This is a genomic window from Brevundimonas sp. EAKA (genome assembly GCF_000698025.1).
GTDB lineage: Bacteria > Pseudomonadota > Alphaproteobacteria > Caulobacterales > Caulobacteraceae > Brevundimonas > Brevundimonas mediterranea_A.
In genome coordinates this window covers 1-4,824 of the sequence record NZ_JMQR01000182.1, presented here as the reverse complement: position 1 = coordinate 4,824, position 4,824 = coordinate 1, and the positions used below count along the sequence as shown (strand labels likewise).

Genomic DNA, 4,824 nt, shown 5'->3' with positions numbered 1-4,824 from the left:
TGGCGCCGCCGGCCTTCGCCAGCGTCATCGTGATCGCCGCCGTCAGCGTCGTCTTGCCGTGGTCAACGTGGCCGATCGTGCCGATGTTGCAGTGCGGCTTCGTGCGTTCGAACTTTTCCTTGGCCATTTTCTAGCTCCTAGGTCCCCGAACCGGGGTTCCTGCAGTCTGGGGGTTAAGGGCGCCCGGCTTTCGGGCCGGGCGCTTTTAGGTCCGCTTCTCCGAAAGGAAAAGCTTAGGCGTACTTCTTGATCACTTCGTCGGCGACGTGCTGCGGCACCGGCTCGTAGTGGTCGTATTGCATCGTGAACTGGGCGCGGCCCTGCGACATGCCGCGCAGCGTGTTCACATAGCCGAACATGTTGGCCAGGGGCACGAAGGCGTTCACGACGGTGGCGTTGCCGCGCATGTCCTGACCCTGGATCATGCCGCGACGGCCGTTCAGGTCGCCGATGACCGAACCGAGGTATTCCTCGGGGGTCACGACCTCGACCGCCATGATCGGCTCGAGCAGCTTCGGCGCGCCCTTTTCCTTCAGTTCGCGGAAGGCGGCGCGGGCCGCGATTTCGAACGCCAGCACGCTGGAGTCGACGTCGTGGTACTTGCCGTCCGTCAGGGTCGCCTTGAAGTCGATCAGCGGGAAGCCGGCCAGCAGCCCCGAATCCTTGATGGAGTTCAGACCCTTTTCGACGCCCGGGATATATTCCTTGGGCACCGCGCCGCCGACGATCGAGTTCTCGAACACGAAGCCCGAACCCGGCTCGCCCGGTTCGAAGGTGATCATGACGCGGGCGAACTGGCCCGTACCGCCGGTCTGCTTCTTGTGGGTGTAGTCGATGTCGACCTTGCGGCCGAGCGATTCACGATAGGCGACCTGCGGCGCGCCGATGGTGGCCTCGACCTTGTAGGTGCGCTTCAGGATGTCGATCTTGATGTCCAGGTGAAGCTCGCCCATGCCCTTCAGGATGGTCTGGCCCGACTCGTGGTCGGTCGAGACGGTGAAGGACGGATCTTCCGAAGCCAGCTTGGCCAGGGCGACGCCCAGCTTCTCCTGGTCGGCCTTGGTCTTGGGCTCGACCGAGATCTCGATGACCGGGGCCGGGAATTCCATCTTCTCGAGGATGACGGGCGACTTCAGCGGATCGCACAGGGTGTCCCCGGTGCGGGTTTCCTTGAGGCCGGCCAGGGCGACGATGTCGCCGGCGAAGGCTTCCTTGACGTCTTCACGGTTGTTCGAGTGCATCTGCAGCATCCGGCCGACGCGCTCTTTCTTGTCGCGGCTGGAGTTCAGCAGGCTCATGCCCGTTTCCATCTTGCCGGAATACAGGCGGCAGAAGGTCAGCGAACCGACGAAGGGGTCGTCCATGATCTTGAACGCCAGAACCGACAGGGGCTCGTCGTCCGAGGCCTTGCGGGTGATCGGCTCTTCCGTCTTGAAGTCGATGCCCGGCGTCGGCGGGATGTCCAGCGGCGACGGCAGATAGTCGACCACGGCGTCCAGCAGGGTCTGCACGCCCTTGTTCTTGAAGGCCGAGCCGCACAGGATCGGATAGAAGGCGCCGGTCAGCACGGCCTTGCGGATGCACTTCTTCAGCACTTCGACCGAAGGCTCGACGCCGTCCAGATAGGCCTGCATGGCTTCGTCGTCGAGTTCGACGGCGTTGTCGATCAGGTACTGGCGGGCTTCATTGGCCTTGTCGACCAGGTCCGCCGGGATCTCGCCGACGGTGAAGTTGGCGCCCAGGGCGTCGTTGTCCCAGACGACCGAGCGCATCTCGACGATGTCGACCAGGCCGGACAGGGTGTTTTCCGAACCGATCGGGAACTGGATCGGCACGGCCTTGGCGCCCAGGCGGTCGCGGATCGACTGGACCGAGGCGTCGAAGTCGGCGCCGATCTTGTCCATCTTGTTGACGAAGACGATGCGCGGCACCGAATATTTGTCGGCCTGGCGCCAGACGGTTTCGGTCTGCGGCTCAACACCGGCGTTGCCGTCCAGCACGGTCACGGCGCCGTCGAGGACGCGCAGCGAACGCTCGACTTCGATGGTGAAGTCCACGTGTCCGGGGGTGTCGATTATGTTCAGGCGCTTGCCCTGCCAGAAGGCGGTCGTCGCGGCCGAAGTGATCGTGATGCCGCGTTCCTGCTCCTGGTCCATCCAGTCCATGGTCGCAGCGCCGTCGTGCACTTCGCCGATCTTGTGGTTCTTGCCGGTGTAATAGAGAATCCGCTCGGTCGTCGTCGTCTTGCCCGCGTCGATGTGGGCCATGATGCCGAAGTTGCGGTAGTCCTCGAGCTTGTGCGTACGAGCCATGAAAACGTGCCTTGAGAAGTAGGTCTAGGACGCGGGTGGCGCCCTCGGGATGATCGTCGATGCAGCGGATAAGCGAGCGCGGGCGATTTAGCTCAAACCGCCCGCGCCGGATAGTCTTAGATAGGAACCGCCCATTACCTTTGAAAGGGAGACGGTTTTAAGACGCTTACCAGCGATAGTGGCTGAAGGCGCGGTTCGCCTCGGCCATCTTGTGGGTGTCTTCGCGCTTTTTGACCGCGGTGCCGCGATTGTTCGAGGCGTCCAGCAGTTCGGCGGCCAGCTTCTCGGTCATGGTGTTTTCACCACGCTTGCGCGCGGCGTTCACCAGCCAGCGGATGGCCAGGGCGCGACGACGGTCCGGACGGACCTCGACCGGCACCTGATAGGTGGCGCCGCCGACGCGACGCGAGCGGACTTCGACCGACGGGGCGACATTGTCCAGGGCGGCGTGGAAGGTGGCGACCGGCTCCTGGTCTTTCTTCTTGTCGGCCAGGATGTCGAAGGCGCCGTACACGATGTTCTCGGCGACGGCCTTCTTACCTTCGTACATGACGTAGTTCATGAACTTGGTGACGATCAGGTCCCCGAACTTGGGATCCGGCAGAACTTCGCGCTTCTGGGCGCGGTGACGACGCGACATGGAGTATTCCTTGCAGTGCCCGGCGCTCGCCGGGAAGATCTCGAAAAGGCCTCCGGGCGCGGGGGCCCGGACGCGAATGGCTTACTTCGGACGCTTGGCGCCGTAGTGCGAACGACGCTGCTTGCGGTCCTTGACGCCCTGCGTGTCGAGCACGCCGCGCAGGATGTGGTAGCGAACGCCGGGCAAGTCCTTCACGCGGCCGCCGCGGATCAGAACAACCGAGTGTTCCTGAAGGTTGTGGCCTTCACCGGGGATGTAGCAAACGGCTTCGTAGCCGTTCTTGGCCAGACGGACCTTGGCGACCTTACGCAGAGCCGAGTTCGGCTTCTTCGGGGTCGTGGTGTAAACGCGGGTGCAGACGCCGCGACGCTGGGGCGAACCCTCCAGAGCCGGCACCTTGTTACGGGTGGGCTTGGGCTTGCGCGGCTTGCGGATCAGCTGGTTGATCGTAGGCATTCGAAACTTATCTCGACTTCTGATGGAGGCGTGTGTCTTTCGACCGAAGCGCCTCTCGCCTTCTTGTGAACGGGGGACCATCCCCTCGCCCGGGTGTCATCGAGACTGATCGCGTGACCCGAACAGTCCCTGGTTCGCTCCGGCGCACCGGAAAACACAAAGGGCCGGAACGCGCGCTTTGGGCGTTCCGGCGGGCACAGCCCGTCCGTTCAATTGTCACGATCTCAGCGACCGGCGAACCGGCCACGCCTCGAAAGTGGGCGGCTTCTACGCGCGATAGGGGGATTGGTCAAGTGCGGCGGCGGCCCCCTGGCGCTGGCCGACAGCCAAGACGCGAACAAACCCAACCTGCGCCCGAAAGCGGCCACGCTTGCAGCCGAGCCTCGTTTTCGGGTGACGGGGGGGGTCAGGATGCGGACCGAGAGCGGCTGGCCGTCGAGAGGGCGAAGGGCGGGGCTGGTAGTTGTCTCCATGGGCCTGAATGCGGGCCTGATCGCGCTTCTGTCCGTCGGCGACACTCGCTCCGGCCATCTTGGCGCCCCGGCCGCCGCGCCCCTGTATCTCTATATCGAGCCGCGCCCGCGCCTGGCCCAGGAGCGCGCGCCCGTCAGGCCCTTCTCGGCTTCCCGCACGGCCTCGCACCGCATCCTGCAGGACGCCGACGGCGTTCCGCGCCCCGACGACAGCCGCATTGAGCCTTCCGCCGTTCCTGCCCCCACCCTAGGCGACGCCATCGATTCGCGTTGGCGGGTCGGCCCCGGTGCGGCGACGCGCGGCCTGCCCCTGTCCTGCGAGGGACCGAACAGACTGTCGGTCGAGGCGCGTCGCTACTGCGAAGATCGAGCGCGACGATTCGCAGGCGCGGCGCGGCCCATCGCCGGCTCGGGCGACGCCGAACGCGACGCTGTCTTCGCCCGGCACGGCGCGCGGAGATTGGCCGCATGGGAGGCGCAGCGCGCTGAACCGCCGCGCGGCGATCCAGCTTGCGAGACGCCCCACCCGGTCGCAGGGTGCGAGGGCGTCAATATCGAAGTCGATCTCTTCTCTTCGCGGGACGGTCTCCTGCCCAATCTGCGAAAGCGTCGTGAATGAGCGTGTCCGCCCTGCCCCGTCCGAATCGACGACGCCCCGACTGGCGCAAGGCGGGTCTGGCGACGGCGGCTGTCGCCATCAACACCGCCCTGATCGCCGCCCTGTCCTTCACGGCCCTGGGGATCGAGGGGGGCGACATCGTCGCCGCCCCGCCGCCGATCTATCTCGACATCGAGCCCCGCCCCCTGCTGCCCGATGAGCGCCCGCGCGTCCCGACCGTGCCCCGACCGGAAGTCGCCCCCGTCGCCGCCTCTGCCTCGAACGCCTCGCCCGCCCCGTCGGTGCGGACGCCCGAGACGGAGGCCGCGCCCCGGCCCGCGCCTC

General features: G+C 65.7%; 6 protein-coding genes. 2 read left to right on the top strand and 4 right to left on the bottom strand.

The window, feature by feature from the left end; all coding sequences use genetic code 11:
• The 4 genes from ER13_RS18080 to rpsL form a co-directional block, all read right to left on the bottom strand.
• The coding region (locus tag ER13_RS18080; RefSeq protein ID WP_231492570.1) for a GTP-binding protein at nucleotides 1-127 on the bottom strand (127 nt) is incomplete at its 3' end.
• A 106-nt stretch (nucleotides 128-233) separates the two neighbouring features.
• A complete protein-coding gene (gene fusA / locus ER13_RS16215; protein WP_008258868.1) occupies nucleotides 234-2,312 on the bottom strand; it encodes an elongation factor G in 2,079 nt (692 codons plus the stop codon).
• A gap of 166 nt (nucleotides 2,313-2,478) precedes the next feature.
• The gene (rpsG, locus tag ER13_RS16210; RefSeq protein WP_008260172.1) at nucleotides 2,479-2,952 is read right to left on the bottom strand and encodes a 30S ribosomal protein S7; all 474 of its coding nucleotides are present in this window, start codon (nucleotides 2,950-2,952) and stop codon (nucleotides 2,479-2,481) included.
• A gap of 81 nt (nucleotides 2,953-3,033) precedes the next feature.
• Complete coding sequence (gene rpsL / locus ER13_RS16205) at nucleotides 3,034-3,408, bottom strand: 30S ribosomal protein S12 (protein ID WP_008260482.1); 375 nt, start codon at nucleotides 3,406-3,408, stop codon at nucleotides 3,034-3,036.
• A gap of 471 nt (nucleotides 3,409-3,879) precedes the next feature.
• Between rpsL and ER13_RS16200 the strand changes: the two genes are divergently transcribed.
• Together ER13_RS16200 and ER13_RS16195 are read left to right on the top strand one after the other, a co-directional pair.
• Nucleotides 3,880-4,500, top strand: coding sequence for a hypothetical protein (locus ER13_RS16200; RefSeq protein WP_008263485.1), 621 nt, complete (start codon nucleotides 3,880-3,882; stop codon nucleotides 4,498-4,500).
• Nucleotides 4,497-4,824: hypothetical protein (locus ER13_RS16195; RefSeq protein ID WP_035310937.1), on the top strand; the 328-nt coding region annotated here is incomplete at its 3' end. The genes ER13_RS16200 and ER13_RS16195, both read left to right, overlap by 4 nt.